Source organism: Calothrix sp. CCY 0018 (assembly GCF_963920925.1).
Classification (GTDB): Bacteria; Cyanobacteriota; Cyanobacteriia; order Cyanobacteriales; family Nostocaceae; genus Rivularia.
The window spans coordinates 1-24887 of sequence record NZ_CAWUDI010000020.1; the positions used below are offsets into that span (position 1 = coordinate 1).

Genomic DNA, 24887 nt, shown 5'->3' on the forward strand with positions numbered 1-24887 from the left:
TGCGGCGACGATAGTTGGAGGGTTGCCTCCTGTGAAAATAGCTCGGTGCCAGGTTCATAATTCAAAAGAAAAACCCTTCTGTGATATTCAGGAGGGTTTTTTGATTTTATCCCTTTTCTGTAAGTTTCCAAATATCATTGACTTACTATAATCCTCAATCGCAGCTTCATACTCTTTTAATTTCGATAATATTTGACCTCGCATAAACAGTCCATTAGCATTAATAGGATTTATTTTAATTCCAAGATTAAAATCCTCTATTGCACCCTGTATGTTCCCGATTTTATATCGAAAATCACCTCTATTGAAGTAGAGATTAGAATCAATCGGATTTATAAAGATAGCTTGATTCAAATCTTTAATTGCTTCTAAAATATCTCCCATATGAATTGAAGTAAAACTACGATAAAGTAATACTTCTGAAAGATTAGGGTCTAAAGTTCATCACAAATCCCTCTCCCCCTCCCCTCTGCCCTTCTCCTGGAGAGGGGTGTCGGAGGCGGGGTGAGGGAAGTATATTGCGATTCTTACCGACATAAAAGTTGTATGAACGAAAAGCGTAGAGATTCTATCAAAGTCAACACCCTATTCACACACCCTACAAAAATACAATAAAATTTTATTTATTTTCGGTTTCTATTGTAAGCACCTGCGGTGGTGTCGCATCTGGAGGATACAGTAAGTCAACTTCTACAAGTCTTTTACCACCTGGTTTCATATTTAATATTGTTAAGGGTTCGCCTTTTTCTCCTCTATTTTGCACTAAATGTAAGTACTGTGTGCGTGGTAATCCTTTATTATCCGTATAACGCACTCTTACCGTACCGCGAAAGAAAACTCGTTTATCTGGATTATCAAAGAAGCGTAACCCATCTTTGGTTAATCGATCTTCTTTAATAGGTGTTTGCAATGATACTTTGACAGTCTGCGGTGCTGAAGATTTATTTAATAAAGGTAATTGCAAACTGTACCAAATTCCGTAGTTGCCATGAGCATAATATGCGGTATCGGGATAGCGGGCTAACATTTTGGCACTTTGAATTTGGTTGGTTCCTAATGTGCCGCGATGTAAGGTAGCTATACCGTAGGAAAAAGCTCTACCGGATTGAGGAATTGTTAGATAAGTTTTTTTAGGACTATCAACGACTAAAGAATTCCATTGAGAACCTTTTGCAACTCCCGATACCCTACCGTAAATGATTGGTTTATTGATATCTTCTGGTGGAGTTGGAGTTTTATCTCTTGGTCCTGCTAAATTGCCGTTATCAAGTAAATTTTGCCATTCTTGTAACGTTGGGGCACGCTCGCTTCCATCAACGTTGGTAGGTGCAAACATTGCTAAAGATGCAGCATATACCTTATCACTGCTCGACAATCGCATCAAGGTAGAACGTCCATTTATCGGCGGTTCCAGTTCTTTTACAGGAATGGGTGCATTCATCATCATGCGACTTTCCCCTGCTGGAATTATTAATTTAGTAGGTAAAGTAGATTGACGACGTTTTCTAAGAATATCGCTCATAACACGACTTCCAGGGCCAGAAAATACCGTTCCAAAATTATTATTTTTTTGGGATGGTAAATCAATAAATGGTGCATCAGGTTGACTCAAATAACTAGCCGCATTTAATACATTAACCGTGACGGGTTGCGAAGTCGGATTGTGTAGAATTATTCCCAGGTATAACGTCTTTAAATCATCTGGTGCGGATGCTTTAGCAACATGATGTGCAAATATATCAAACCGTCCTTTAAAAGGGAAATTAAGGTGTGCTGAGGACACATTTTTTCCTTTCTCAGGAAAAGTCGAAAGCAGAATTCCTTCTTTGAGAACTAATTCCGGACTATTGCTATTAAAAACCGGAACATCATCAAGTTTACCTGGTAAAGGACGTACTTGTTGTCGTTGTACTACTTCTACAGGTGCGGCGGTGGGAGTAGTTGTTTGAGCAATAATAAAATTGAGTAAGAATGATAACATATATCCTTAGTTTTTAGTTCTTTTAAAGACGCACCTATATTGATGAAAGTGCCTAGCTGTCTTCTAATTAATCATAAATTGACAATAAAATAATATATTTTTATTTGTCAAAATAATAACGTGCTACATATACAACAACTAAGAATTTACGGTATGGCTCAATTATCTAAAACTTGCGGAATAAAATCATTTCAAACAAATTTATCTTCATACAGGTGTTTGATATCAATTATAGAAAAGCGATGTCAGTTTTTTATTGCTTCAAGTCAATAGTTCTATGCAATACACTTTCTATAAATCTATATTATTTACTCAAATAGGAATATATCTGTACTATAGTAATTATTAGATGCTGATTTAAAAATTAGGTAATAGTATTATGTTGTGAGGGTTTATATCCTCCTAAGTCTAAAAAAAAAACAAGGCGAAGATGTAAGTTCTGCTATTCTTTTCAGTTAATTTTTGAAATTAATGCCTTATGACTTTGCACGATCGAGCAGCTTAGAATAGCATAGAGTTAAAAGTTCACTGTTCTTTAATTTCTCTTAAACTAACAAGTTGTAAATTTATAGGTAAGATCAACACAAAAAATAAAATCAACCATGCAGACAGCAATGTAAAGCAATTTTAAGGAGTAAGTCTTCAGAACAAATTGATTTGTAACAGATAAGCCAAAATTTGTTCAAAAGTTAATACCAATCGTTGCGGCAGGAAATTTATTATTTAAGATAGGAACACCCTCCATCTATAAATTTATCGGGAGTAGGTTATGGCGGTAATTGCAGTAATTGATTATGACATGGGAAATTTGCACTCAGTTTGTAAGGCTTTAGAAAAAGCTGGTGCAACTCCTAAAGTTACAAAAGATCCTTCCGATTTGGAAACAGCTATGGCAGTTGTATTACCTGGGGTTGGTGCATTCGATCCAGCAATGCTTTCTTTGCGATCGCGAGGTTTGATTGAACCAATCAAAAATATCATCGCGCAAGGTAAACCTTTCTTAGGAATATGTCTGGGAATGCAAATTCTTTTTGATTCGTCCGAGGAAGGCGTTGAAAATGGATTAGGAATCATTCCGGGAAAAGTAAGACGTTTTCGTCCTTCTCAAGAAATAAGGATTCCTCATATGGGTTGGAATCAATTAGAAATAACTCAAGCAAGAAGTCTTTTATGGGAACATTTACCCCCCCAACCTTGGGTATACTTTGTTCATTCTTTCTACGTCGATCCGGTAGAAAAAAAAGTAAATGCAGCAACCGTAACTCACGGTAGTCAAACTGTAACTGCTGCTGTTGCTTACGAGAATGTCACCGCAGTTCAGTTTCACCCTGAGAAATCCTCGAATGTTGGACTTCAAATACTTTCTAATTTTGTCTCCCAGGTGCGCGAGAAAATTACCGTTTAAAGTGTTTAAACTGTTTAATTAATTGTCTCCGTATCTTACATTTAATTGCCAATGCAAGCAATTCAAATTTAATCCAACAACTAAACTAGTGTTTTCTGCTATATTCAATGTTTGGCAGTCAAGGGTACTATTGTCGCTAAAATCCTAACGACACGAAAATCATTTTGCTAAGAATTTACGGGAATCGTCAGTTAAAAACATTACCAGGGAAGCAAACCAGACCGACTCTAGCACGGGTAAGAGAAGCCATATTTAATATTTGGCAGGGAAGAATTGCAGATTGTCGCTGGTTAGATTTATGCACTGGAACGGGTTCTATGGGTGCGGAAGCTTTGTGTCGAGGAGCTAGCCTTGTAGTTGGTGTAGAAAAATCTAAAAGTGCTTGCGGTATTATAAAACAAAATTGGCAACAGGTCGCAGCTTCCGATCAAGTTTGGAAACTTTTGCAGGGAGATATATTACAGCAGTTGCCCAAACTGAGCGAACAACAGTTTGACAGAATTTATTTTGATCCACCTTATGCAAGCGATTTATATAAACCTGTTTTAGAAGCCATTACTCGCTACGAGCTTCTAGATATGAATGGAGAAATTGCAGTAGAACATAATCCCAAATTATGGACACCATCACAAATTCCGGATTTGGAAATATGCCGTCAAAAAGTTTATGGTAATACTACCGTGAGTTTTTACAGTTATCAGTGAGCAGTTATCAGTTATCAGTCGCTCATGTACTTCATTGATAAATACCTATTGTACCTATCCCATTGACGGTTGAAAATTGCCGTTTTAGCAAAAGTCCTCTAGAAGAGGACTAAATGAAGATTTTGTTTCAGTCCCTTTTCAGAAATTATACTTACCAATTACCAGGAACTGGTTACTGATAACTGGTAATTGTTGACTGTTAAAGTCCGAGTTCGTTACCACGCTTGTATTGTTCGTAAGCTTTATAAAATAAACCAGCTAAAGTAACGAAAACTAAACCTAGAACCATTCCATCAAGTAAAGGTTCAACCATTGGAGCCTCTTTATTACAATTTTTCATATTTGTTTACTAAAATCATTTTACCATTAAGAGTTGGCCTTCCAGCGCTCCTGTAAAGAATTAGAGCCTTATTTTGAGTTCAGAAAAGACGATTGGTGCTTGCAGAGACAGTCAAGAACTTTTAAGCTATGTGTAGGAAATGAAATATTTTTTGTAGACACCGACTTTGACAGCAAACCTTTTGGATAACCAGATTATCAAACCGGACACTCTAATAGGGCGAATCGCGTTCTTCTCGTTAGCGATTTTGCTAGCAATCCTATTAGGCATTTTTGCTGTAAATATGGTAAGAAGTTCCGACCCCTATATTAAAAATGTACTCTCTAAAACAGGAAATCCCACTCAAGGACACGCAATTTTCCAGATTAACTGCGCTGGCTGTCATGGCTTAGAAGCAACGGGAAGTATAGGTCCTTCGCTAGAAACGGTATCTAAACGTAAATCTCGTTATGGGCTAATTCACCAAGTAATCAGCGGAGATACACCCCCAATGCCGAAATTCCAGCCTAACGTTGAGGAAATGGCGGATTTATTGAGTTACTTAGAATCGCTTTAGGAATTGGGTCATGGGGACGGCAGTTAAGAGTTAAGAGGTAGGAGTTAGGAGTTAATAGTTAAGAATTGTTAACTTTTAACCTTTGGCTTTTGAACTTTGAAAATAAGCCGATCGCAATTATTACGAACGTGCATGACAAAGCGACTATTTTCAAAGTTGGATTTTCCCAGTGTTTAATTGCAATTGCAATTAACGCCCAAACTGTAACGCCACTGTAAGCAATGTCTTGACGTTGAAGAAGTGCGATCGCCGCTACGAAAGTTGCAATAACTACCATAGTTACAGTCCAGACTTCAGCGGAAATGCCGAAACCGTTCCAATCATTAATATATAAAGCACTTGCTATGTTAACGATAGTCGCAACGCTTATCCAACCAAGATAAATGCTAATTGGGTAACGAATAAACCATTTTTCAGGGCGAGATACAGGTGTACCACTTTCTAAACGTAAGTACACGGTTGTTAACGGGAGTAAAATTAACAGCATTGCAATAACTGAAAGCACGAACAGCCGAGATAAAAATAGATACACCCAAATACTTTGAGCAATTGATGCAATTGTTAATAAATATCCAGTTTTGCGTAAATGGGGATTTTCTCGTTGGGATGGTAAAACTTGATAAATTGCAAAAGCAAATAGTCCCAAATAGATAAGCCCCCAGATTGCAAAAGCATAATTAGCGGGAATTATTAAAACGTCTTTGAATAAAGTATTGGATATCCCACCAATCGTAAGTCCGTTAAGCGGGAAAATGTTTGATAAGACGTTGACGATAAAAGCAATTACTACAGCAGCAAAGGTGATAAGTTGCCGTAGGGTATCTCCAGAATTACTATTAGACTGCTGCATGGAATTTTCTATATAAATAAAACTCAGGATTACACTCTATGCTTGATAGCCTATATTGTCTGGGGATAAAACAAAAGCGTTGGAAATACTCTATTAACTAATATATTATTTTTGGGGACTTGGTAGTTTGAAGGGAGAAGCTGAAGAGGGGGTGAGGTTGAGCGTCTATATAAACTATTCCGATTGCGGAATAACGATAATCTGCTCATAATATCTCCTAGCGAAAAATTAAAGGAAGAAATATCATGAGTAAACCAGTTTGTGTAGTAATTGGTGTTGGTGCGGGTAACGGTGAATCTTTTTGCCGTAAATTTGCAGAGTCGGGTTATCAAGTAGCAATGTTAGCTAGGAATATAGATTATCTGCAAAAATTAACCAAAGAAATCCCTTCTGCTAAAGCTTATCAATACGACGTTACCAAAATTGATAAAGCAGCAGAATTATTTAATAAAATTGAATCGGAAATGGGTACAATATCCGTCTTAGTTTACAATGCCGGTGCTGGTGCTTTTGCGAATATCGAAGATGCGAGCGTCGAAGATTTTCAACGTGCTTGGGAAGTTAATAGTAGAGGATTATTTGCTGTAGCTAAGCAAGTTATTCCCCAAATGCGTAAGATTAATAAAGGTAATATTGTTATTATTGGAGCCACTGCATCTATTAAAGGTGGCGCAAATTTCACTCCGTTTGCTTCAGCGAAAGCCGCACAACGTAGTTTAGCGCAATCGATGGCGAGATATTTAGATCCACAAAAGATTCACGTTTCTTATATTATTCTTGATGGCGTGATTAATTCCGAACGCACTCGTAAAGCAATGTCGGATAAGCCGGAAGATTACTTTATGAAATCCGATGATATTGCCGAATCAGTATTCTTTTTAACTCAACAACCGGATTCGGCTTGGACGTTTGAATTGGATTTACGTCCTTTTGGGGAGAAGTGGTAAAGATGGGGTAGAGGGGGGAGATGGGGGGATGGGGAGACAAGGAGAAGAATAACCTACTCCTAACACCTAATCCCTAACTCCTAACTGTTACCTGTTCCCTCATACTTACTTTTAGGTAACTACTTTACATCGGTAAACATTTTTATTACAGTCATGAGCGTGGAAATACTCATTGAATAACAAATAAAAATATTTATGGCTAAGATTGCGATTGTTTATTTTTCTGGTATGGGGCACACGCATTTGATGGCTGAAGCTGTTGCCGCTGGGGCTAAGAAGGTAACATCTACGGTGGATTTATTACGTATTACTGGAGAGCAAATTACTGATGGGCGTTGGCAAGATGATGCCACGATAGAAACGCTGAATCAAGCTGATGCGATTATATTTGGTTCACCTACTTATATGGGTGGTGTTGCAGGGCAGTTTAAATGTTTTATTGATGGTGCGGGGGTTTGGTTTGAGCAGAAGTGGAAAGATAAAATTGCGGGAGGTTTCACTCATTCAAGTTCCCCTAGCGGTGATAAGCAGGGGACTTTGCTTTATTTAGCAACTCATGCAGCCCAACAAAGTATGATTTGGGTAAATGTTGGCGATTTACCAAGTAGTTATCAAGGTAAGAATGATGGTGTCAACCGCTTGGGTGGATTTATGGGAGTAATGGGACAATCTGCACTCGATATGAGCGGTAAACCACCAGAAGTCGATCCAGGAGATGCTCTGACAGCAGAAAGATATGGTGAAAGGGTTGCTTATTGTACTCAAAGATGGCAGAAATAATTTAGTCACAAAATAAACTCTTGTGGTACGGGCATCTTGCCCGTTTATTTATGATATCAAACCCTAGTGACAAATTAGTTCTTGATAGCTGGAATCAAAATGCGTCAGCCTGGATAACTACTATTGAAAATGAAGAAATCGCAAGTAGAAAAATCACAAATCAAGCAATTATCGATGCAATTACAGATTATTCTCCCGTATCTATTCTCGATATCGGGTGTGGTGAAGGTTGGTTAACTCGCGAATTAACTATTAAAGGAATAAATGCTTGGGGTGTTGATGGAGTTTCTCAATTAATTCAAAAAGCACGATTGATGAATTGTGGTAATTTCTTTTTTTCATCCTATGAAGATATTGTCAACAGTAATAAGATAGATATTCAATTTGATGCTGCTGTTTGTAATTTCTCTCTTTTAGGAAAAGAAACTATAGATAATTTAATTCGTTCGATTCCTCGTTTACTTAAGAATCATCAATTGTTATTTATCCAAACGCTGCATCCGTTGATAGGTTATGGGGAATCTGCTTATATTGATGGATGGAGACAAGAACTTTGGCATGGTTTTAATTCTCAGTTTAAACAAGCAGCACCTTGGTACTTCCGCAAGCTGGAGACGTGGATAAACTTGCTTAAATCTTGCGGATTTTCGATTTTAGAATGTCGCGAACCAATTAATCCACTGACTCAAAAGCCTGCTTCAATTATTTTTATCGCTTCATGTAACTGATTATGTTTTCACATTATTGGAGACGTTATATATAACGTCTCTACAACAGTTTCGTGATAAATAGGGTTTGCTGAAAAAGTAATGAAAAAGTGAGGTGGAGATTTATTAGTTATTTTTGGGAAGATGAAACATAAGTTTTTGTTGACCGAAAATTAGTAAGCTATAACTTACGATAATATCAAGCTGCAAAAAAGGTATTTTTCGGAAAAATAGACATTAAAAAGCCCTAACTAAACGTGAAAGATGAGTACAAAGATTCATCACTAAAAAAGTAATTGCAATTGAATTTTGAGAAGTATGAGGAAGTTTAGCCATCATACGATTGAGATTAAATCTTCTTTTAGCTTGTCCAAATTTTCCTTCGATAGAACTACGAATCCTCTCATCATAAGCGGCTTATTTTATATTATCTTTACTAATATTTAATGGAGGTCTGCCCAAAGGAGGTCTACTGATTCTAATACCCCCACTCTTGGCGAACCCACAGGCGGAATAATTCTACAATAATTCGCAGGTGCCCTTCTCTAACTTCGATTACATCATGTTGTTTTAAAGTTTCTACTGCGTCCGGTGTTGCATTGTATTGTTGCGCTATCTCTGAAAAATTTAATCCTTCTGGGTAGGGTGCGATTACTTTTAATATATCTTGTTGAAATGCGACGCCATCTGATGCTTGACCCCACACTCCATCAAAATAACCGCGTCCACCTTGGAAGAAAGCAGGGTTGTTAACCACTGCTTCTACATCTGATACTGTAAAAATATGGTCGCGCTTGTGTTTCATTTCAAATACCGAGTCGTTATAAAGGCGAACTAATTGAAACCCTAATAACTGAACTAAATAAGGCTGTCCGTAAGTTAATGTATAAATTTTGCTCAAGGCTTCTGGAGCGTAACCTAACTGAAAATCCTCAAAACCAGGGTTTTCAAGAATCTGTGCTGTAGCTTCTTCTGTCATAAAAGATACTTTAATTGGAGGAACAACGCTAGCAAAGAAAGGTTTGAAGTAATCTGCGGTCATTTCTTCCAATGTATGCAAACCAGCCAAAGCAAAGGCTATTTTAGGACTCTTTTGTACCAAAGCCCGCAGGTACTCCATAAAGTTTTTAGGAATTTTACCTGCTTCTATTAAGTCTTCAATTTTTTCAAACTCATCTAAACCAATAATTAAGCCAAAGTCACCAAGGTTATTTGCGACCTGTTGCAGGTAACGTTTAAAAGTTCGCTGCGGAAAGTTAATATATTCATTATCGGATGGTGCCTGTATTTTTACCTCTTGGGATACAACATCACTAATACCAATTAACACATCACCTAAACCATCAGCATCAGCTAACTCCTGTAGGTTAATATAAGCAAGCCGCACTCCTTCTCCTATACAATTAGCAGCGTTGCGGAGAATAGAACTTTTACCCATGCGCCTGTGCCCATATATAACTACAGATTGTAACTGGTTTCCCTTGACCCACAGTTCCTTTAATTCTCTCATAATATCTTCTCGCCCCACGAAAAGATGACCCTCTACCGGAGATCCAACAAAATAAGGATTGCGTACTGGTTCGGTGATGGTAATTTCTCCTACCTCACTTGCTATTTGTAGGAGCGCTTCTTTCCAAGTTTGGGCAATATCTAATATTAAGCCACGTTCCGCTTCTGGTAGGATGTCGGGGTGGTTGAGGATGTTGGTAAGTGACCCTAACGCGCGGTTGAGGGCTGAAGAACGCTGGTATTTAGAACGACTTTTTTCTAATACACGGGTATTTTCTACAACTTGACTTAGAAATGTGAGAGTTTCCCAAGTAGTAGGACGTAATAAATTTTCTTGGGGGAAAGTAGGGAGTTGGATAGATGCGATAGTTTTTATATCTTTTGTTTTTTTGAAAAGGGTTAAAGTGAAAGCGAGGGTATACATCTCCTCACCGTAGAGAAGCGAACGAACTAACGCAAAAGCATCCGTTGCTTTATTGGGGTTTTTTTCATGTAAATACCAGAAACCAGCAGCGATCCTGCGTTTATGATTGTCAGTGCGAGGGTCTATTTCTAAATATGATAATAATTTGTCTCTGAAATTATTTAACAAAAAATTATTTAACAAAATAGATAAAGGGACGGCAAAAATACCTCGAATAAATTCTTTTTTAATATTGGCTGTTAATGATGCAGAGGCGAAAAATACTATTCTCCAATCGTAAGGATTTGAAGCTAAACGAGAAATATACCAAATTAGTTGGTTTTCTGGAATCTTATTAATAACTTTATTAATAGCTGTTATTACAGAGCTAAATTGCAACGTATATTCTAGCAGTTCGTTTGAATTATATAGACCACCCTCCCAATCATTTAACAACCAAGTTTGCAAACGAGAAGATAGATTGGGCAACGGTAACGGAGTAATGCGAGGAAGCAGGCAACTATTTTGAAGCGAGCGTAGATTGAAGTATAGCAATATTAACCAACTTTCTGGACGTAATATAGCCACGCCAAACGCCACGCCAAACGCCAAGCCCCCAGCCACGCCCCCAGCCACGCCTAATGCCAACCACCCAGCCACGCCTAACGCCACGACCCCCGCCACGCCTAACGCCACGCCTAACGCCGCGCCCCCCGCTACGCCTAACGCCGCGCCCCCTGCCACGCCTAACGCCACGGGATCTGCCATACCTAACGCCACGCCTAACGCCACACCCCCCGCTATGCCAAACGTCACGCCCCCCGCCACGCCCCCCGCTACGCTAAACGCCACGCCCCCCGCCACGCCAAACGTCACGCCAAACGTCACGCCCACCGCCACGCCAAACGCCACGCTTGCCCAACTAATAGGTAAGCCAATGTTTTGTAAAAGTAGACAGACAGCAACGGGAGTTATAACTGTCAATACCACTCCTTGAAAAAGTAATTCTCGCCGTTTTACATTTTTATGTAATTTTTCCAATCCGTTACGCCAATTCATTTCTATTAGAGGGATATAACCATCACCAAATGTCTTTACATACCATCGCAAGGCTTGAGGAAAGAAAAAAGACCAGTACAACAGACGCAAATAATCAAGTGGGTTCCATAATGACAGCGGGCGCGTTAATTTCGGCGCCAAATCTAAGCGAGGTACAGGCTGTTGTTGGTTCATACAATCAGTTATCTCAATCTTTGATAATATTGTTCATAAGTTTGGTTACATAACTTCATTAATAGTTTGGGATGTCCGTTACTTGATTCTATTATTCTAAGAATATCTGACTCTTTAAAATTTTTCACGTTGGTGTTTTGTAAACGCTCGGTGATAAAGCTTCTAATAGTGTCTTCAGACCAGGCACCGATGTTTTCGGTTTGAAATATACCTGCTAAAGTTGATGTACTTTGGCTATCTTGAAATAAATCTTCAAGAGGTGAGTTTGCTACTACTACTAATCGTATAGGTGCCGATATCCCTTCTGCTTTTGAGCGTAACCAATCTCTTACTCCCCTTGTAAATCCTTTCTTAGCAAGTTTACCTACGTTATCTATTGCCAATAATATCCTTTTATCTTTTAATTCACGATTTAGTTTATTTCCTGAACAATGAGGAATACCGATTGCATAACATAATGCGTCATAAAATTCATCTTCCGAATCATTGATTCCGTTCAAATCTAAAAGTACAGCTCGGCGAGACTTAACAAGCTCGGTAAGGGAATAATGACCAATTGCCCATAATAATGAGGATTTACCTACTCCTTCTTCTCCAACTAAGGCAACGTTAGCACCACTATTTAAACATTCAAATATTCGCTTGAATTCTATTGGGCGTGGAAAGAATAATTTTTCATCTTCAATTTTACCAAGTAGAGGTATAAAGGGATTTGTATTTGGGGTACTACTTATTTCATTTTGGCTTGTTGTAGTAACAGGTGATGAAGTTTGAGTTGTTATCTCTGTAGTTGATAAGCGATTTTTTTTATATTCATCTTCAATAGCATTTTTTAAGTTATCTTTCTTGATTGTAGTATCTAGTAATGATGTTAATTTCTTAAATAATTTTGCGCCTGTATCTCTAACATGTTCTTGTGAGCGATTAGATGTTTTAGATATTTCGGCGTATGTTTGACGTGACCAGCAACCGCTAATTATTTCTTTCTCCAAATCTGCTAATTTTTTTTTGGTTTTTTGATGTAGCAAATTGTTAATAAACGTCAAAGCTTCATCTAGTTCCATCTAACCTCATTAAGACTACATGCTTATCTTATACAGATTATTTCACCATACTTTACCATACAAAACCTACTTTAAACTACATTTACCTACAAACATAGCGCCTCAGAATTGCCTACAATATCCAACTGACAAGGCTTTATCTATAAGGGAAGATGAAAGTACTAACAGAGGTTATAAATCGAAATCGATGCAAAATTTAATTAGGAAGAGAACGAAAGCTATTGGGACAGCTTGTATCTACGCTCTTGGGTCTGGAACTACAGTAGGGGTCGCACTACCTGGAACAGGAATTCCGACGCAGTTTGTCATGACTGCTGCTGATATCAGCATGTGTCTAAAAGTCTGGAGAATATATCACAAAGAAGATCTTTCGTCAAAAAAGCTATTTAGTATGCTCATAGATATGGGAGTTGTAACAGTTACAGCTGTAGGAGCAGCTTATGTTTTCTCAAATTTAGCCTCAGCAGTTGTGAGTGATGTTTTTTGGGGTGTAGGGAGCGCTTTGACAACTACCGTAAATGGGGTCTTTGCGGCGCTTTGGATTAGTTACTGCGAACAAGCCTATCAACAACGAGATCGCTTACAAGAGGTTTAGTGAAAAAATTTGAACATCATGTATTAGTAACAATTTACTGACTTCCACATGATGTTCAAAACCTCTTCCCAACCCCTCTCTCTTGAAAAGTTTCGACGCGCTCCATAGCAACTAAACAAAGAACCGGAATAAGAAAATAAACTCAAAGGAGGCAAAATCAATGTCAAATCTCACTCTCCGTTTAATCCTTGCTATCATCCTTTCTCCCTCCAGTGTAGCCCTAACACTTGCTAATAAAGGTAAAAATCCTTTTTCACATAATTTCTGGATAAACTTTGCTCTAATGATCGTACCGATTCCTGGCACTGCTATTATTCACGCATTGTGGTTCATTTCAAATGAAGGTAGCAATCCTAAATAATTTATAAGCAATTCTGTTCTCTGTTCTCTATTTAATAACTCAGCCAGTACTTTAGCATTGTAACGATGCCGTATGTCAGTGGAACCATAATAGGCTCTCTAGTAGCATCGGAACAGAAAACCGGGTAATCGCTGTAATACATTAATGCTACAGAAGTAATTAAGCGCTGAAACCCTTGATTTGTCGTTAAGAGGTTGCTCGGCCATTTATTGAGTAAGCCACCACAACTCCCAATCAAATCCTTAGATAATAAGACTTTTAAGCTTAACCCGGTTTTCTGTTCCAATGATGCTCCTACCCCAAACCTGGCATTAAACGAGGGTATAAGAGAATTGGTAGTTACACCAATATTACTAAATTTGACTTGTTTACTTTTTAAAGCAAAAAGTGATTTTCCATCTGATAAGTTGAATTAATATGAGCAAGCATTGGAAATTATGTTAGTCAAGTGGGATGAATCCAGAGGAGTTCATTGTGATGAAGTTTACCGAAATTTGTCTTTCGAGCATAAGATAGAACTTCTTAACCAAATAGCAGCGATAACTTTTGACAAAAACAGTTATTTTTTTAAGCAGAGCGAGTTAGAAAAATATATTTTTGACTATTTACAAACTTTACCAAATGCTGAAACTGACCAAATAAAATCACAGAGTGACAGCAAATCGGTATTAAAGTCAATTAAAATACAACATGGATTATTCGTGGAACGAGCGCGAGGAATTTACTCATTCTCTCATTTAACTTTTCAAGAATATTTTACTGCTAAGGTATTTTATGCTAGTTTTGAAATCAAAAAGACAGAACAAAGATTCATTAGAAGTATATTTGAGAAAAACTGGCGAGAAGTTATTTTATTTCTTGCTAACTTAATGCAATAGGCTGATAGATTGATGCTATTTACAAAACAAAATGTTGATATAAATTTAGCTTCAGATGAAATTTGTCAGCATTTTATAACATTCGTAAATAATTTAACATTCGTAGTTAAACATCAAGGAGCAGATATTAAGCTTTTAGGCTTTCCTTATTACGCTTACGTTGCTTATATTCATGATTTCGGTTTACCAATTAACACCGCATCTCCAACGGGCTGGGGAGGTGAAGGAAATGGTTCTTTTGTGACAACTAATGTTGCTGTTTTTAAGCTGCAATCATTTTCAGAAATGGTCAAATTATCTATAACTGTTCCCGATAAACTAGCATTAAACTGTCCGCAAGCAGTCTTTTTATCATTAACTACAGCCCACAGTCGATAAATTTGATTGTCGGGGAGACGAGAGAGATTGGTAATGGCGATCGCTATCTTTCTTTGGCTCGAATCTAATACAATACTTCCCGAAGCGTTATTAGTCTCAACTCCTTTAAGCGCCACTAAACGCGAATTCGGCTGCTGTAAAATGGCGATAATTTCTGTCTGACGATTGACTTGAAGCTGGGTACGTTGCAACCGTTGTCGTAAAAAATAGCTGTCAACTGCCAGAGCTAAAATTACGATTGCAGCAACTATTTTACCCCAAGGCAAGGAAATCCAATTAAATGATTGTTGGCTGCTTGCGGTTTGTTCGACTGCTGCTAAAACTGCGGTGCGAAGTTGCGCTGGAGGTTGTTGGGAAACTTCGTAAGCTAAAAGTGTTGTAACTTCCTGTAATTGAGTAATTTGCTTGACAATTTCCGGGTTTTGTGATGATAAACGTTCTAATTCTTCAGCTTCTTCGGAACTGAGAATGTCAAGGACATAAAGAGCAATTAATTCTTCTATATATTCAGATGATTTAGAATCAGTCATGAAAGGATGTTAGCTAGTTAATCCAGTCTTTTAATATTGTTTTGAGCTTGAGTAAACCTTGTCTAGCCCGCGTTTTCACGGTTCCCAAGGGCATATCTAAGGCTTTAGCAATTTCTGATTGGCTTAATCCTTCATAGTAAGCCATTTCTAACACTTGCCGCTGCAAGTCCGGAATTAAGGCTAATGCACTGTGAATTTTCTGGGAACGTTCTGCAATTGAGGCTTGCTCAAAAGGAATGTTGCGATCGGCAGGGATTTGTTGAGACAATTTATCTAAATATTTTAGTTTTGTTTTGTGAGAACGCAGTTTGTCGATCGCCCTCGAACGAGTCAGCACGACAAGGAAGCTACTGAGAGAACTACGGTTAGGATTGTAGTTCTTTTTATGCCACAGTTCTAAGAATATTTCCTGAGTCAAGTCCTCTGCGGCTTGCGGCTCTTTCAATATTTTCAGCGCTAACCCATAAACTAAAGCAGCATAGCAATCATAAAGAGTTGCGATCGCAGACGAATCTCCGGCTTTTAGAGCCTGAAACAACGCTGCATCAGTTAATTTAGGCGAATCAGAGTTGTGTTTGCCTTTTGCAGGATGCATGAAAAAGAGTCAGGTAAGAGCGGATTAAAATGTATTCTTTGTTTCATAGCATGGTTCGGATAATATCACATCTAATTCAGGTTCATTAAAGAATACGGCTGAGAATGCCAATTGGATGTTTATTTACCCGGCTATAAAAATTACTTTGAGATTATGCAATCCAAATTAACTGCTCGTTCGTACTTAAGTAAAGAACAATACCTAACATTTTACTTTTAAGTAAGAGAATTATGAGCGACAACAACAATCAATCTCGAATTATTTCCCCAGAGCGTCGCAAGCTGCTGCAATTAGGAGCGCTGACTGGTGCTGCTAGTGTATTTGCTTTGGCTACAGGTAATAAAGCTGACGCTCGCCCACGTAGAAGTAAGAAAAAGGATGCCGAACTTTTTAACGGAGCCGCGATTTTAGAGCAAAAGGCAGTTAATACCTATAAAGCTGCTGCGGAAAACAATCTTTTACCCACAAAAGCCTTTTTAGATGTTGCACTACAGTTTGCATCAGATCACGCCCAACATCACGATCGCATTCAAAAGATTACCAAAGATGTACTAAAAGGTACTCCCGCAGATACTTCCAATGTCGGTACTTTTCCGATTCCTCAGAATGTGCTTACGGGAGGAGAAGCAGAAGTAATTCGCTACGCTTTAACATTGGAACTTTTAGCTGGCACCGCTTATATGGATTACATTCAAGACAAGTTAACAACTAATGCCGCAGTTAATGTAATCGCGACAATTTTACCAGTGGAAGCACAGCACGCAGCAGTTTACCGCTCCGTGTTGATGGTAGTACTTCAGGAAAAGGGACTACCCGGTGATGACAAACTTGTACCCTATGCATTTTTCAACAATCAGCCTACACCTCCGTTACCAGAGGCTTAGGTTAGAGACATTTTTTAAGCAAAGCCCCCCAAATTAGCGGGGGGTTGGGGGGATCTAACTGTCTCAAAGCTAGAATTATTAGGGTGCGTTTTTTTTAATAATCAAGCTATCATGTCAAATCTCAACGATAAATCAGTTATAGATAGTTGGAATCAAAATGCATCGGCTTGGATCACTGCTATAGAAAATGAAGAAATTGCAAGTCGAAAATTAGTTACTAATAAAGCGATTCTCGATGCAGTTACAAGTTATTCTCCTGCAAATATTCTTGATATCGGATGTGGTGAAGGTTGGTTAACTCGCGAATTAACTATTAAAAGAATCGAAGCTTGGGGTGTTGATGGAGTTGATCGATTAATTGAAAAAGCACAGTTGATGAATTGTGGTAAATTTTTAGTTGCAAGCTACGAAGATATTGTAAATAGTAATAAGATAGATATTAATTTTGATGCTGCTGTTTGTAATTTTTCTCTTCTGGGAAAAGAAACTGTAGATAATTTAATTAATTCGATTCCTGGTTTACTTAAAAATAAGAAATTATTATTTATTCAAACTTTGCATCCTGCGATCGGTTGTGGGGAATCACCCTATATTGATGGTTGGAGAGAAGAATTATGGAACGGTTTTAATTCTGAATTTAAACAAGCAGCACCTTGGTATTTTCGTAAATTGTCAACTTGGATAAATTTATTGAAATCTGCCGGTTTTTCTATATTAGAATGTCGAGAACCAATAAATCCAATTACTCAGAAACCTGCTTCGATTATTTTTATTGCTTCTTGTAAATAAACTTGTCAAAATTTACTCTATGTCCCTCTGCGCTTACCTTAGCGCTCCTCTGCGTTAAAAAAATCAACCAGTTTGTAGCAAGATGTTGGGTTACGACGCTATATCAGTTTGGCAATTAAACTTTAAATTATAAAAGCGTCTAACCCAACCTACAATTACTAGAGTATGATTACTAAATTCATTCTTCAACACCCACCACCGCAGTTTTCCCTTCAATTCCATAGCGACTCACACCGGAAACCGCAATATTTTCAATATCAATATCATCTACAAAATACGAATTTTTATTCCCAGGTAAAATCTTTGTCGTCCATTCATCGCCCTTTTTTAATTGCACTACCCAAGATTTAATTTTTTGTTTATTCTTAGGTTGCCAATAAAGTCGAATTTGTCCTGACTTTTTATCTTGAATAATCTGTAATTCGGGTTTATTTGGTTCAGTATCATTCAACCAAGGTGTTGCGGGAACTAATGCGGGTTTATTGTAAACTTCATCTTTTAAAACATCGGCAATTCCATCGCGGTTTTGCATCAAAGCTTTCATACTAAAGTGAATATTACCGCTAGTTTTTGTAAATCCTCGGGTTGTTCTGATTTGATAAGCTATTTCGCTGGCATCCCAACCTTTACCTTTTTCGTTACTAATCCGACTCGTATAAATTCCGGGAAAAATACTTCTATTTTTGGTATTTTGACTCAACCACCAGTTTAATAATACCGGATAACTTTGTGCTGTTTGTTCAATTTTCCAATAAAGCTGCGGTGAAAGATAATCTAACCAACCTTGTTGTAACCACTTACGAGAATCAGCGTAAATTTGCTCGTAAGCATTGAAACCTTTGCCACTACTATCTATATTAGTAATTCTGGCTGGATAACCAGGTTGCCAAACTCCAAAAGGACTAATACCAACTTTTACCCAAGGTTTCTCTTTCTTAACGCTCTCATACATCCTCTTAACAAAAGTATTGATATTCTCTCTTCTCCAATCAGCACGATTTAACTTTCCTCCCGCAGCTAAATATTTTTCCCAGCTTATTTCATCGGGGAAATCTATTTTTTTACCTGCTTCGTCGCGTTGCGGATAGGGATAAAAATAATCGTCGATATGAACACCATCAATATCGTAACGATTAACAACATCTAAAATTACTTTTAATGAATAATCTTGAACTTGCTTTTCACCAGGATCTAACCAGAGATATTTACCGTATTTTTTGACAAATTCCGGTCTTGTTTTACTGATATGATTTGCAGAAATAGGGGATATTGTTTCGGGATGATGAGCGCGATAGGGATTAAACCAAGCGTGTAATTCTAAATTCCGTTTGTGCGCTTCTTTAACTGCAAATGCCAAAGGATCGTAAAATGGTTGTGGTGGTTTTCCCATTTCTCCGGTAAGGAATTCCGACCAAGGTTCGTAGGAAGATGCGTATAAAGCGTCACTTATTGGACGAATTTGAAAAACTACAGCGTTCAAGTTCATTTCCGCCGCTTTATCCAGCAGGGCAATCAATTCAGCCTTTTGTTCTTCAGTAGTTAATCCGGGTTTTGACGGAAAATCAATATTGGCAACGGTAGCAATCCAAGCAGCACGAAACTCTCTGGTAACTGCTGGAGGTTTTATTTCTTGTTGTCGTGGCTGGGATTGGGATTTTACAGGAGAAGCAATTCCAACTAAGAGTAAGCTAATTAGAATTGCTTTGGTTTTTAATATAAATGTCATATTCTGCCACAGGAAGCACCACCTAAATAAGATTTACATTTAGGGTTGAAAGTTCCTTAAAATTCCGGCAGATTATTTAATAATTTATCTATTCCGCTAACGGTAGCTAGGATACCAAAAGAGATTGATAATAATAAACTGCCAAGAATTCCTTGAAGTAGAGGAATAGAAACATGAAAATAAATTGAACACAGCCACGATATCGCTGCGATGAAAAGTCCAATTAGTAAACCTATGGAAAATTTTTTGATGTTTGATGGTTGAGTATTCATTTTAAGAATGTGGGTTAATTACACAATTATTTTAGCGCTTTGAATAGGTTTGTAGTAAGGGCTTTAGTCATCATAATTTATTTTTTTTTAACGCAGAGGAGCGCAAAGGGAAGCGCAGAGGAACACAGAGTTTTTTGGAACCTAAATTAATAAGATATTACTTTGCGATAAGCCGCACGCGGCATGGCTTTGCTATCGCGCCAATATTTCCCCTTCTGCTTCAACAATATTATCTAAAGTAAACGTTTGAGAATCAATAAAGGAAATCTTCCTCTTGAGTTGCGATCGCCACTGGATTGATGATGAAAAAAGTTGTAAAAGTTTGACGCTGCTGCCTTTTTGCAATTAAAAACCCGGCTTGTTCATCAAACCGGGTTTCCAACAACTAAAATTATTAAAATTCATATAGAATTGCTACATTTGAATACCGTACCCTGCTGCATCGGAGCTTTTAATATATTAGCGGTAGGAGAATACAGTTCAAGCTTCGATCGCGCTATTAATACCACCAACATCTAACTAAGGCAGACATGGTAGCGCGTCTTACTATTCCGTCAGCAGTCATCGCATTATTTTTCTGAAATTTAATCACAGCAGTTTTTGTTCTCTCATCAAAAACACCATTACTTTTGCAAGAGTAAACACCAACAGTCTTTAAACACTCTTGTAAATTAACTACGGCATCTCCGGTTGAGCCTTCTTTAAGTGTCACAAAAGTATTTTTAGCCATGACTCATTGCTCCTTATTTACAATTACTTAATTTAGGTCTGTTAGCGTAAAATTCAAAACAAAATTCGTTCAAATCAATCAATCTTTATGGTTTGAAACATTTGTTAATATTTGTACTTTTCTCTCGCTGTCAATAAAACGTTACATAGTCTTTGATCGTTGAGACTAGGTAAATTATTGTTTCAGACAGAGGTTTCTAGACAAATTTACTTAGCTTTACATAGCTTTATTTATCGTACCCATTTACTCAATTCACAGTAATTATTTATGCAATATTTTCATTTAATTTTTATTTATGCTGTTTAGTCGATAGAGTAAGAGACACCGCGATAGTTAAGATTTTTAGATGATTCGTTATTTTGATAAATAGGACGGCGAATGCAATAAGGTATGCCGCGATAGATTGCAAATATATTAGTTTCCGACATTTTTACTTCAGAAGAATTACGATTGTAAGATACACCGCGATAAGTTAATTTCATTTTTTAATCCTTAATAAACGTGATTGTTTTAGCTACTTGCTTGATTTCAAATTCCTGCAACAATTTCAATATAGAATTTAGAGCTATCCAACACTATATAGAAAAGTCAGGGATTGAATTGATAGCAATTTGACTTAATTTTTAATTAAATTTGTTTACCTTTTTAAAAACTCAAGGAATGAAAATTAATCGTCGTTTGCTATATCTATATATAGAAGCGAACTATATTGAGTTATGCAGTTTAAAGATATGAATTAGCAAAAAAAACGCCCGCAGGCTCGAAGCCTAGGGCTAAATTATTTATTACCGCACCTTACAGTGGGCTTCGTTTCTGTATTGCTACCTTTGATTCAATCCACCCGACAGCGCCCTTCATCATCACAACCAATTCTTTCCTGACGCTCTTTAATAACAGTTTCTAAATCTGGCCTTCCAGTTAAACGCAAACGCAAATCTGCCCAAATACCGTAAATAAAGTTGGCGATCGCACCTAGTATCGGCAACTTCGTAATCGCATAAACCCAACCCATTCCTAAAGCTTCGTACACTCGACGAAACACTTCGACATTTTTAATTACGGTACCGTCGGGCAATATTCCATGAATTCTTCCCATCGCTGTCTCAAAGTCAATCCCAGCATTTTCTTCTGGATTGTAATCATCAGCTGCAATATCTACAAATGCAACTTTACCTCTGCCAGCGTCGCGTTTTTGCAAAAAGTTAACTTCGCGCAAGCATAAGGGACATTCACCATCGTAAAGTAGTTTGATTTCCCAAGCTTGGTTAAGGGTTTGATTGGAATTGTTGAGCGTGCTGGTTGAGGAAGACATTATCGTTAATTTATATAAGTTGTGTATATGAATGATATTAATATTGTGACAAATTATGAAGAAAAATGAAGCGGATTATTAAAAACTTTTCTTTCCTGTGCTTCTCTATGATTACCCTCGACAAAAAATTATTAAATAAATGTTACAAAGTTTAGTAAAATGGCACTAATAATAAAATAAGTATTTCTTCCTATTGATATCATGGCGGAACATTTTCCTTGGCTCACCGCGATAGTCTTATTTCCACTTGTAGCTGCTGCATTCATTCCATTGATACCGAGTAAGAGTGGTAATGCCGTGCGATGGTATGCCACCGGGGTGGGGATGGCAGACTTTATATTAATGTGCTTTGCCTTTTGGCGGAATTACGATGCAAGCAGTGCAAGTTTTCAACTAGCGGAAAGTTATGCTTGGGTGCCTCAGTTGGGTTTTAACTGGGCTGTTTCCGTCGATGGTTTGTCTGTGCCTTTGGTTTTGTTGGCGGGTTTTGTAACTACGCTGGCGATGTTTTCGGCATGGCAAGTCGATCGCAGATCGCATTTATTCTACTTTTTAATGTTGGTGCTGTATTCGGCACAGATTGGGGTATTTGTAGCTCAAGATTTAATGTTGTTCTTTATTATGTGGGAAGTCGAGTTAGTTCCCGTATATTTACTGATTAACATTTGGGGTGGTAAGAATAGACGTTATGCAGCAACCAAGTTCATACTCTATACCGCAGCCGCTTCCATATTTATTTTAGTCGCCGCGATCGCAATGGCTTTATATGGTGGCGAGAATGTAACTTTTGATATGGCAGCTTTGGCGACGAAGGATTATTCTCTTGGTTTTGAGTTGTTGCTTTACGCGGGATTATTGATTGCATTCGGCGTAAAGTTGGCTATCTTCCCCTTACATACATGGTTGCCAGATGCACACGGTGAAGCAAGCACTCCCGTATCGATGATTCTGGCTGGTGTGTTGTTGAAAATGGGCGGATATGGATTAATTAGACTTAATTTAGAGTTACTTACCGAAGCGCATATTTACTTTGCACCAGTTTTAGCAACCCTTGGGGTAATTAATATTATTTACGGTGCTTTAAATTCCTTTGCTCAAACTCATATGAAGCGACGTTTGGCTTATTCGTCAGTTTCTCATATGGGATTTGTATTGTTGGGAATTGCTTCGTTTACCGACTTGGGAATCAACGGTGCAATGTTGCAGATGATTTCTCACGGTTTGATTGCATCGGTATTATTCTTCTTAGCTGGGGTGACATACGATAGAACTCATACCATGAAAATGGATGATATGGGTGGAATCGGACAAGTGATGCCCAAAGTATTCGCATTGTGTACGATGGCAGCAATGGCTTCCTTAGCGCTTCCCGGAATGAGCGGATTTATCAGCGAACTTTCGGTATTAATTGGTGTTTCCACAAGCGATATTTACAGTTCAACTTTCTGTACGGTGACGGTTTTTCTAGCTTCAGTAGGGATTATTCTGACTCCGATTTATTTACTTGATTTATTGAAACAGGTATTTTACGGAGAAGGGAAAGTTATTTGCGATATTGGTAATGCCAAATTCGAGAATTTAGAAGCAGAAGGTACGGCTTGTTTTGGTACCGATTGCGTTTTACCAGGTGAATCGGTTTACAGAGATGCAAGTGCCCGTGAAGTATTTATCGCAGCTTGTTTCTTAGTGTTGATTATCGGAATTGGGTTTTATCCCAAAGCTGTAATGCAGATATATGATGTCAAGACAGTAGCAGTGAATGCTCAGGTGAGGCAATCCTATACGCAAATAGCCCAAAGTAATCCCGGTGTTTATGCAAGAGGAAATGTGACACCTAAAATTGCCAAAGCCGAAGTTGCGCCGGTTTTAGGGACTGTGAAATAATGATTCGATAGTACGGTAACATTGAATAACTAATGTAGAGACGTAGCAGTGCTACGTCTTTATTTTTTAGGTGGTAACTATTCCGTTGTTGGTAGAGATGAGAAGCGATCGAGAAAAATATGGGTGTCAATCTCCAAACCGTTAGTTCAATCAAGTCTAATATATGGAAGCTTTATATATTAAAAGGATTAGAGTTTGCTTGGTTCCCAATTCCTGTTATTATCCTTTTTTATGAAAATAATGGTTTATCGTTTGAGCAATCCCTGCTTTTAAAAACAATTTTATCACTATCAATATTTATATTTGAAATACCTTCTGGTTACTTTGCCGATATTTTTGGTAGAAAAGCTTGCTTAGTTTCAGGGGGATTAGTTTGGACGTTGGGATTATTATTTTACTGCTTTCAAACTAGTTTTAGTGCATTTGCGATCGCAGAAATTTTATCGGGTTTGGCTATGAGTCTTATATCTGGTGCAAATACAGCTTTGGGATTCGACAGTTTAGTAAAAATGAACCAAGAGCAAAATTACCGTCATGTAGAAGGAAGACTTGGAGCTATTGCCGGAGTTGCAGAAGCAATTTGTGGTTTGGTAGGGGGTTTAGTAGCTGCTCGCAATTTGGTTTATCCTTTTTATTTACAAACGATTTGTATATTCGTATATTTCTTAATTGCTTTAACTTTAGTTGAACCAAATTTAGATCAATCCTCAACTAATGCCTCTCAACCAGATAATCACCGGGAAATATGGGAAGCAATCCGTTTCTCATTGCTAGTAAATAAAAAAGTCAAATGGTTAATTTTATTTTCAGCAAACTTTGGAATTGCAACTTTTCTTGCTGTTTGGTTATCTCAAGCAGATATGCAAAGTCGCGGTTTAGAAGTTTCTAGCTTTGGATTTGCTTGGGCTGCATTTCACTTGATAATGAGCTTTGCTTCTTTTAAAGCAACATCGATTGAGAATTTTTGGGGTACAAAAAAAGTATTTTTGGGTTTAGTTATATTCTTAGGTTTATCTTATATTTGTCTTGGTTTGATTAATCAAGTATGGGGAATTATATTTATTGCTTTAATTTACTTTAGCAGAGGCGTGCGTAGTCCTTTAGTATTAAATTGCATTAACCAAAATCTCCCTTCATCAATCAGAGCTACAGTACTTTCTATAAATAGCTTTATGTTCAACTTAGGTTTTATTGCAATCGCACCAGTGGTTGGATGGATAACAGAAACCTATAATCTGGATACAGCTTTATTTTTACTTGGTTTTGTTTTTATTGGTTTTGGAGTCTTTTGCTGGCAGAAATTAGTTGAATCAGAAGTTTTTTAATTTATGATATTAGCTAAAATCTAACATCATAATTTTAGGAGATTTTATCCCTTTCTCTTTATTTTTACTTAGAAACGAAAATATAATTTAAAGGATATCATGGTATTCATGAACTAGCAGATAATAAGCAATAAGTGATTTGCACGATA

Annotated in this window: 27 protein-coding genes and 1 pseudogene; 13 read left to right on the plus strand and 15 right to left on the minus strand. The window is 37.6% G+C overall.

The window, feature by feature from the left end:
• Nucleotides 1–87: 87 nt before the first annotated feature.
• Together ACM03V_RS15745 and ACM03V_RS15750 are read right to left on the minus strand one after the other, a co-directional pair.
• Nucleotides 88–384 (minus strand): tetratricopeptide repeat protein, encoded by a 297-nt coding sequence (locus ACM03V_RS15745; protein ID WP_414621735.1) that lies wholly within the window; start codon nucleotides 382–384, stop codon nucleotides 88–90.
• A gap of 235 nt (nucleotides 385–619) precedes the next feature.
• Nucleotides 620–1981 (minus strand): DUF3370 domain-containing protein, encoded by a 1362-nt coding sequence (locus tag ACM03V_RS15750; RefSeq protein ID WP_414621736.1) that lies wholly within the window; start codon nucleotides 1979–1981, stop codon nucleotides 620–622.
• 769 nt (nucleotides 1982–2750) lie between these two features.
• Between ACM03V_RS15750 and hisH the strand changes: the two genes are divergently transcribed.
• On the plus strand, nucleotides 2751–3386 hold the full coding sequence (hisH, locus tag ACM03V_RS15755) for an imidazole glycerol phosphate synthase subunit HisH (RefSeq protein WP_414621737.1): 636 nt from the start codon (nucleotides 2751–2753) through the stop codon (nucleotides 3384–3386).
• 161 nt (nucleotides 3387–3547) lie between these two features.
• A complete protein-coding gene (rsmD, locus tag ACM03V_RS15760) occupies nucleotides 3548–4090 on the plus strand; it encodes a 16S rRNA (guanine(966)-N(2))-methyltransferase RsmD (RefSeq protein ID WP_414621846.1) in 543 nt (180 codons plus the stop codon).
• 199 nt (nucleotides 4091–4289) lie between these two features.
• Here rsmD and petG read toward each other — a convergent pair whose 3' ends face one another.
• Nucleotides 4290–4403, minus strand: coding sequence for a cytochrome b6-f complex subunit V (petG, locus tag ACM03V_RS15765; protein WP_015121198.1), 114 nt, complete (start codon nucleotides 4401–4403; stop codon nucleotides 4290–4292).
• Between the two features lie 208 nt (nucleotides 4404–4611).
• Here petG and ACM03V_RS15770 point away from each other — a divergent pair, with 208 nt between their 5' ends.
• Complete coding sequence (locus ACM03V_RS15770; protein ID WP_414621847.1) at nucleotides 4612–4986, plus strand: c-type cytochrome; 375 nt, start codon at nucleotides 4612–4614, stop codon at nucleotides 4984–4986.
• A 58-nt stretch (nucleotides 4987–5044) separates the two neighbouring features.
• Here the strand turns inward: ACM03V_RS15770 and ACM03V_RS15775 are convergent, their stop codons facing one another.
• Entirely contained in the window at nucleotides 5045–5836 is a 792-nt protein-coding gene (locus ACM03V_RS15775) for a tryptophan-rich sensory protein (RefSeq protein ID WP_414621738.1), read from the minus strand.
• A 245-nt stretch (nucleotides 5837–6081) separates the two neighbouring features.
• Between ACM03V_RS15775 and ACM03V_RS15780 the strand changes: the two genes are divergently transcribed.
• The 3 genes from ACM03V_RS15780 to ACM03V_RS15790 all read left to right on the plus strand — a co-directional run bounded on the left by ACM03V_RS15780 (nucleotide 6082) and on the right by ACM03V_RS15790 (nucleotide 8291).
• On the plus strand, nucleotides 6082–6783 hold the full coding sequence (locus tag ACM03V_RS15780) for an SDR family NAD(P)-dependent oxidoreductase (protein WP_414621739.1): 702 nt from the start codon (nucleotides 6082–6084) through the stop codon (nucleotides 6781–6783).
• 195 nt (nucleotides 6784–6978) lie between these two features.
• Nucleotides 6979–7563 (plus strand): flavodoxin family protein, encoded by a 585-nt coding sequence (locus ACM03V_RS15785; RefSeq protein WP_414621740.1) that lies wholly within the window; start codon nucleotides 6979–6981, stop codon nucleotides 7561–7563.
• A 50-nt stretch (nucleotides 7564–7613) separates the two neighbouring features.
• Nucleotides 7614–8291 carry a class I SAM-dependent methyltransferase gene (locus tag ACM03V_RS15790; protein ID WP_414621741.1) on the plus strand — a complete coding sequence of 226 codons (678 nt, stop codon included), beginning with the start codon at nucleotides 7614–7616 and terminating at the stop codon, nucleotides 8289–8291.
• Nucleotides 8292–8396: 105 nt separating this feature from the next.
• Here ACM03V_RS15790 and ACM03V_RS15795 read toward each other — a convergent pair.
• From ACM03V_RS15795 to ACM03V_RS15805, 3 genes and pseudogenes are all read right to left on the minus strand, one after another.
• Nucleotides 8397–8771 (minus strand): annotated as a pseudogene (locus ACM03V_RS15795) (transposase); the annotation flags it as partial.
• Nucleotides 8749–11415, minus strand: a complete 2667-nt coding sequence (locus tag ACM03V_RS15800) for an ATP-binding protein (RefSeq protein ID WP_414621742.1) — start codon at nucleotides 11413–11415, stop codon at nucleotides 8749–8751. The pseudogene ACM03V_RS15795 and the gene ACM03V_RS15800, both read right to left, overlap by 23 nt.
• 8 nt (nucleotides 11416–11423) lie before the next feature.
• Nucleotides 11424–12479: a hypothetical protein gene (locus ACM03V_RS15805; protein ID WP_414621743.1), complete on the minus strand. Its 1056-nt coding sequence runs from the start codon at nucleotides 12477–12479 to the stop codon at nucleotides 11424–11426.
• 307 nt (nucleotides 12480–12786) lie between these two features.
• Here ACM03V_RS15805 and ACM03V_RS15810 point away from each other — a divergent pair, with 307 nt between their 5' ends.
• The 3 genes from ACM03V_RS15810 (at nucleotide 12787) to ACM03V_RS15820 (ending at nucleotide 14313) form a co-directional block, all read left to right on the plus strand.
• Nucleotides 12787–13074 carry a hypothetical protein gene (locus ACM03V_RS15810; protein ID WP_414621744.1) on the plus strand — a complete coding sequence of 96 codons (288 nt, stop codon included), beginning with the start codon at nucleotides 12787–12789 and terminating at the stop codon, nucleotides 13072–13074.
• Between the two features lie 160 nt (nucleotides 13075–13234).
• Nucleotides 13235–13435: a YqaE/Pmp3 family membrane protein gene (locus tag ACM03V_RS15815; protein WP_414621745.1), complete on the plus strand. Its 201-nt coding sequence runs from the start codon at nucleotides 13235–13237 to the stop codon at nucleotides 13433–13435.
• A 437-nt stretch (nucleotides 13436–13872) separates the two neighbouring features.
• Entirely contained in the window at nucleotides 13873–14313 is a 441-nt protein-coding gene (locus tag ACM03V_RS15820) for an NACHT domain-containing protein (protein WP_414621746.1), read from the plus strand.
• 170 nt (nucleotides 14314–14483) lie between these two features.
• Here the strand turns inward: ACM03V_RS15820 and ACM03V_RS15825 are convergent, their stop codons facing one another.
• Nucleotides 14484–15221 carry an anti-sigma factor gene (locus ACM03V_RS15825; protein ID WP_414621747.1) on the minus strand — a complete coding sequence of 246 codons (738 nt, stop codon included), beginning with the start codon at nucleotides 15219–15221 and terminating at the stop codon, nucleotides 14484–14486.
• A 13-nt stretch (nucleotides 15222–15234) separates the two neighbouring features.
• Nucleotides 15235–15816, minus strand: coding sequence for a sigma-70 family RNA polymerase sigma factor (locus ACM03V_RS15830; protein ID WP_414621748.1), 582 nt, complete (start codon nucleotides 15814–15816; stop codon nucleotides 15235–15237).
• 230 nt (nucleotides 15817–16046) lie between these two features.
• Between ACM03V_RS15830 and ACM03V_RS15835 the strand changes: the two genes are divergently transcribed.
• Nucleotides 16047–16700, plus strand: a complete 654-nt coding sequence (locus ACM03V_RS15835) for a ferritin-like domain-containing protein (RefSeq protein ID WP_414621749.1) — start codon at nucleotides 16047–16049, stop codon at nucleotides 16698–16700.
• 111 nt (nucleotides 16701–16811) lie between these two features.
• Nucleotides 16812–17489: a class I SAM-dependent methyltransferase gene (locus ACM03V_RS15840; protein WP_414621750.1), complete on the plus strand. Its 678-nt coding sequence runs from the start codon at nucleotides 16812–16814 to the stop codon at nucleotides 17487–17489.
• Nucleotides 17490–17667: 178 nt separating this feature from the next.
• Here the strand turns inward: ACM03V_RS15840 and ACM03V_RS15845 are convergent, their stop codons facing one another.
• The 6 genes from ACM03V_RS15845 to ACM03V_RS15870 all read right to left on the minus strand — a co-directional run bounded on the left by ACM03V_RS15845 (nucleotide 17668) and on the right by ACM03V_RS15870 (nucleotide 21529).
• Nucleotides 17668–19215, minus strand: a complete 1548-nt coding sequence (locus tag ACM03V_RS15845; RefSeq protein ID WP_414621751.1) for a glycoside hydrolase family 10 protein — start codon at nucleotides 19213–19215, stop codon at nucleotides 17668–17670.
• 56 nt (nucleotides 19216–19271) lie between these two features.
• Complete coding sequence (locus ACM03V_RS15850) at nucleotides 19272–19487, minus strand: hypothetical protein (RefSeq protein ID WP_414621752.1); 216 nt, start codon at nucleotides 19485–19487, stop codon at nucleotides 19272–19274.
• Nucleotides 19488–19679: 192 nt separating this feature from the next.
• Entirely contained in the window at nucleotides 19680–19832 is a 153-nt protein-coding gene (locus ACM03V_RS15855; RefSeq protein ID WP_414621753.1) for a hypothetical protein, read from the minus strand.
• 154 nt (nucleotides 19833–19986) lie between these two features.
• Nucleotides 19987–20217, minus strand: a complete 231-nt coding sequence (locus tag ACM03V_RS15860) for a peptidoglycan-binding domain-containing protein (protein WP_414621754.1) — start codon at nucleotides 20215–20217, stop codon at nucleotides 19987–19989.
• A 302-nt stretch (nucleotides 20218–20519) separates the two neighbouring features.
• Nucleotides 20520–20699 (minus strand): DUF4278 domain-containing protein, encoded by a 180-nt coding sequence (locus tag ACM03V_RS15865; RefSeq protein ID WP_414621755.1) that lies wholly within the window; start codon nucleotides 20697–20699, stop codon nucleotides 20520–20522.
• Nucleotides 20700–21049: 350 nt separating this feature from the next.
• Nucleotides 21050–21529 carry a thiol-disulfide oxidoreductase DCC family protein gene (locus tag ACM03V_RS15870; RefSeq protein ID WP_414621756.1) on the minus strand — a complete coding sequence of 160 codons (480 nt, stop codon included), beginning with the start codon at nucleotides 21527–21529 and terminating at the stop codon, nucleotides 21050–21052.
• Between the two features lie 198 nt (nucleotides 21530–21727).
• On the opposite strand from ACM03V_RS15870, the gene ACM03V_RS15875 reads away from it, so the two are divergent.
• Together ACM03V_RS15875 and ACM03V_RS15880 are read left to right on the plus strand one after the other, a co-directional pair.
• Nucleotides 21728–23413: an NAD(P)H-quinone oxidoreductase subunit 4 gene (locus ACM03V_RS15875; RefSeq protein ID WP_414621848.1), complete on the plus strand. Its 1686-nt coding sequence runs from the start codon at nucleotides 21728–21730 to the stop codon at nucleotides 23411–23413.
• Between the two features lie 119 nt (nucleotides 23414–23532).
• Nucleotides 23533–24738, plus strand: a complete 1206-nt coding sequence (locus ACM03V_RS15880) for an MFS transporter (RefSeq protein WP_414621757.1) — start codon at nucleotides 23533–23535, stop codon at nucleotides 24736–24738.
• Nucleotides 24739–24887: the final 149 nt, after the last annotated feature.